Here is a 3,126-nt window from a genome sequence, read left to right on the forward strand (position 1 = left end):
CTACGCCCATGTTTGCACAAAGATGAGGCAATAAGCAAGCCAAAAGGATATATTTTTGTTAACTGTTGGGTTAACGTGCTGTATTATTGTGGGTGTTGCTTATCTTTGTGGCTTAATTATTAAAACTTTTATAAGAAAATGGACAAAGGAAAAATTTACACAATGTTAAAAGAATGCGCATTACTAACACCTGTAGAGCGGGCATATTTGGCGAAAAAACTAATGGAGTTAATCATTGAAGAAATTGAGAACAAACAAGTTTTTGTCGGTACACATGATAAGTCTATCCATATTACTAAAAAAGATGCCGCCCGCCTTTTGTCTGTTTGCCCGTCCACAATAGACAATGCCGCTCGCGCTGGAAAATTAAAACGCCATTATGTCGGTAAATCTGTACGGTTTGAGCGGGATCAGGTTTTGGCATTAAGAAGCGATAAAATTTATTGGTCGTGAACACAAATAAAAGAGCCATAACACGTTACCGCGTATGGCTCTCCAAAAAAAATGAAAACAATTTCTATTACACTTCCTATTCTTTACGGTGAAATGGGTTATTGCAATTTCCTTTGTGAGTTAGTAGGCCAAAGTTTGCACCAACCTGCAAAGCGATATATTCGCACGAATCTATTGTTAATATTTGAAAGCGGTGGCCTTCATTGGTTACTATTTTACCAATCTCAATATCGCTTTTGTTGGCGTTTGGCCCCGTTTCTACTTTTTTGCACATTGCAAGCGATACAATCGAAAACGCAATTAGTATAAGTGTTGTATTTTTCATGTTTAAGTATTTGGTGTTTGTATTTCCATTATTGAAATAATCATATCTACTAATTTTGATTTTTGCTTGGTGTTTTCGCTTTGGCATATCGAAACCTCGTAAAGCATTTCTTTTGCGTCGCTGTAAGGCGGAACAATTGGCAATAATTCACCTAAAACCAACGCGTCTAATTCATGCTTTGAAATAGTTACTATGCCCGTAACCACAAAATTATCGTCATATTGTTGGTATTTAATTTCACCGTAACAGCCAAGAGAATTAAACTCTTTAGTGTTTTTTATGGAATTATAAAAATCAAGCCATGATTTAAAAGGCTTTGGTATTTGCATATTGTCCATGTGTTTTATTTTTTAACCCCTATACTTTTTTAGTATAAAGGCGTTAATTCTATCCTTTCGAGTAAAGTATTTTTTATGTAGTCTATTTTTCTTGTTGGCTCTTATTTTTTTGTCTGCCTTGTATTGCCTTTCTTCACCGGGTCGCATAAGTGTATCGCCAACAAATTTAAAAATCTTTTCCTGTTTCATTTTAAAAAGTTTGAGCCGCCTCTGAAATTGGGTAGTACCTAGACACTTTTGCTGCGCCGCATACATCTACAAACTCCACTACTATTTCAAAATCTCCAATTTTGGTATTATTTTCTACGTGATATACTGTAAAATCTTTTTTTTCAGCAAAAATATAAACAGTATCAAAGTGCGCTTTTATCGCATCCAATACCGATGGTATATAGTTTACTAAGTCTTTTGTTATTTTTAGTGTTGCCATTGTTTTTATTTAATCGCATTTAGTAAATGGCTTTATTTTGTCTCTAGTCCTGTACTGGTTTATCAACTCCGTTTCTTTGGCTATATATTTCGATAGCATCTCATGCACGTTATCCTGCATTTTTTTTTGTACTAAAGTGCGCTATTATTGGCGATTCTCCGATAAGCAAATGCGGTGGAACTCCAAAAGTTCGCGCCACTTCCTCCGCGACAATGATTAATGCGGCGTTTTGTTCCTCATTGCTTAAATCTATCTTTTTCATGCCAATTGTTTCTTGCTCCATGCTATTATAGGTTATTTATTTCAGCATAAATCTTAACCATGGCCGCAATAATAATACTTAAAATTGCCCAAAATCCTATTTTATTGCTTGGTGTTGGCATCATAACACTGTCGTCTCTGTTGTACCAATCGGCAAATCTTTTTAATAATTTTATCATTGTTTTTATTTTTTAACTCCAATAAATTGCCTATAATGATTCGGGTTTGCCTTAATGTCGTTTAGCATTTCAACGCTTATCCCATCACCGTTTAATTCATACGAATTTGTTTTGGTGTTCAATATTTTATCATTAAACACCTCGTCAATATTGCCGTTATCTATCAGCCTTATGATTAAGGCCAAAAACTCATCATATTCGGGCTCAATAATTTTTACCATTTTGTCCATTGTTTTTATTTTTACCCCACAAAGATACTAACTATTGGTTAACTTCACCTTGTTTAACCGCTTTATTTTTTCACGCCGCGACATTGATGCCTTAAACGTCTCATATTTTTCATATTGACGGCTGCCAGTCTTTAAAACCATATCGGCCTCGGCTCGCAAATAACAAGCGTATCGAATTATATCGGGTGTCTCTTTTACTTTCTCTAAATAAAGCGACATAAATAATTCCGTCCTTTCGTTTCTGTTCATATTGTCTTAATTATAAAATTGCGAATAAAATATCATTGCCCGTATTGTCGCGGTGTTCAGCCCATTGACCGCCCGCCATAACAGCCGCAACCGCCGCGTCGATCTTTTCGGAACTTGCGCTTTTGTCTAATCGGGCGTTATCCTGTGCAGACTTAACGACCTGTGCGTTAGATATGCACCACTTTAAAATTGGGTCGTCGCCATGCTCAAATGATTTTGATAAAGCCAGCCTTTCAAACTCATTTACAGCGGGAGACATTATAGCGGGCTTTTGGGCAAACGATTCCATTTGTACGCCCTCTTCAATTAAATCCGTGACCAATTGCGTGGACTTGTAAGGGTCATATCCAATGCTGTGAATGGCGTATGTTTCGGATAATTCAAGTATCTTTTTTTTGATAAAACTAAAGTCTGTTACATTGCCAGGCGTTAGCATCATATAGCCGCTTTCCGCCCATTCGATATAAGGAACGGCATCTAATTCCGCTCTTTTGTACGCTGTATCTTCGGGGCAAAAAGACCAAGATAATAATTTAATTCGTTCGCCCTCTTTTTCAGGCGGGAAAATCAATACAATAGATGAAAGGTCAGACACTAACGCCAAATCTAAACCACCAAAACACGTGCGGCCTTTTAAACTTTCGCGTAACTGCTCAACGGT

At 36.7% G+C, this 3,126-nt stretch carries 9 protein-coding genes; 1 reads left to right on the forward strand and 8 read right to left on the reverse strand.

The window, feature by feature from the left end:
* Nucleotides 1-138 precede the first annotated feature (138 nt).
* The gene (locus tag ACIQ2X_RS17590; protein WP_396180348.1) at nt 139-453 is read left to right on the forward strand and encodes a helix-turn-helix domain-containing protein; all 315 of its coding nucleotides are present in this window, start codon (nt 139-141) and stop codon (nt 451-453) included.
* Nucleotides 454-529: 76 nt separating this feature from the next.
* Here the strand turns inward: ACIQ2X_RS17590 and ACIQ2X_RS17595 are convergent, their stop codons facing one another.
* The 8 genes from ACIQ2X_RS17595 to ACIQ2X_RS17630 form a co-directional block, all read right to left on the reverse strand.
* Nucleotides 530-778 (reverse strand): hypothetical protein, encoded by a 249-nt coding sequence (locus ACIQ2X_RS17595; RefSeq protein ID WP_396180349.1) that lies wholly within the window; start codon nt 776-778, stop codon nt 530-532.
* Nucleotides 779-780: 2 nt separating this feature from the next.
* Nucleotides 781-1,116: a hypothetical protein gene (locus tag ACIQ2X_RS17600; protein WP_396180350.1), complete on the reverse strand. Its 336-nt coding sequence runs from the start codon at nt 1,114-1,116 to the stop codon at nt 781-783.
* A gap of 190 nt (nt 1,117-1,306) precedes the next feature.
* Nucleotides 1,307-1,546, reverse strand: a complete 240-nt coding sequence (locus tag ACIQ2X_RS17605; RefSeq protein WP_396180351.1) for a hypothetical protein — start codon at nt 1,544-1,546, stop codon at nt 1,307-1,309.
* 109 nt (nt 1,547-1,655) lie between these two features.
* Nucleotides 1,656-1,808 (reverse strand): hypothetical protein, encoded by a 153-nt coding sequence (locus ACIQ2X_RS17610; protein ID WP_396180352.1) that lies wholly within the window; start codon nt 1,806-1,808, stop codon nt 1,656-1,658.
* Nucleotides 1,809-1,833: 25 nt separating this feature from the next.
* On the reverse strand, nt 1,834-1,986 hold the full coding sequence (locus ACIQ2X_RS17615; protein WP_396180353.1) for a hypothetical protein: 153 nt from the start codon (nt 1,984-1,986) through the stop codon (nt 1,834-1,836).
* Between the two features lie 5 nt (nt 1,987-1,991).
* On the reverse strand, nt 1,992-2,216 hold the full coding sequence (locus ACIQ2X_RS17620; RefSeq protein WP_396180355.1) for a hypothetical protein: 225 nt from the start codon (nt 2,214-2,216) through the stop codon (nt 1,992-1,994).
* A 27-nt stretch (nt 2,217-2,243) separates the two neighbouring features.
* Nucleotides 2,244-2,465 (reverse strand): hypothetical protein, encoded by a 222-nt coding sequence (locus ACIQ2X_RS17625; RefSeq protein WP_396180356.1) that lies wholly within the window; start codon nt 2,463-2,465, stop codon nt 2,244-2,246.
* Between the two features lie 10 nt (nt 2,466-2,475).
* Nucleotides 2,476-3,126 (reverse strand): terminase TerL endonuclease subunit (locus ACIQ2X_RS17630; RefSeq protein ID WP_396180357.1); only part of this gene is annotated, 651 nt, incomplete at its 5' end.

This window comes from Flavobacterium sp., from assembly GCF_044368625.1.
GTDB lineage: Bacteria > Bacteroidota > Bacteroidia > Flavobacteriales > Flavobacteriaceae > Flavobacterium.

Excerpts from the sequence above, each read along its gene's own strand:
- ACIQ2X_RS17590 (WP_396180348.1), top strand. The coding sequence starts at position 139 with ATGGACAAAGGAAAAATTTACACAATGTTAAAAGAATGCGCATTACTA.
- ACIQ2X_RS17595 (WP_396180349.1), bottom strand. The coding sequence starts at position 778 with ATGAAAAATACAACACTTATACTAATTGCGTTTTCGATTGTATCGCTT.
- ACIQ2X_RS17600 (WP_396180350.1), bottom strand. The coding sequence starts at position 1,116 with ATGGACAATATGCAAATACCAAAGCCTTTTAAATCATGGCTTGATTTT.
- ACIQ2X_RS17605 (WP_396180351.1), bottom strand. The coding sequence starts at position 1,546 with ATGGCAACACTAAAAATAACAAAAGACTTAGTAAACTATATACCATCG.
- ACIQ2X_RS17610 (WP_396180352.1), bottom strand. The coding sequence starts at position 1,808 with ATGAAAAAGATAGATTTAAGCAATGAGGAACAAAACGCCGCATTAATC.
- ACIQ2X_RS17615 (WP_396180353.1), bottom strand. The coding sequence starts at position 1,986 with ATGATAAAATTATTAAAAAGATTTGCCGATTGGTACAACAGAGACGAC.
- ACIQ2X_RS17620 (WP_396180355.1), bottom strand. The coding sequence starts at position 2,216 with ATGGACAAAATGGTAAAAATTATTGAGCCCGAATATGATGAGTTTTTG.
- ACIQ2X_RS17625 (WP_396180356.1), bottom strand. The coding sequence starts at position 2,465 with ATGAACAGAAACGAAAGGACGGAATTATTTATGTCGCTTTATTTAGAG.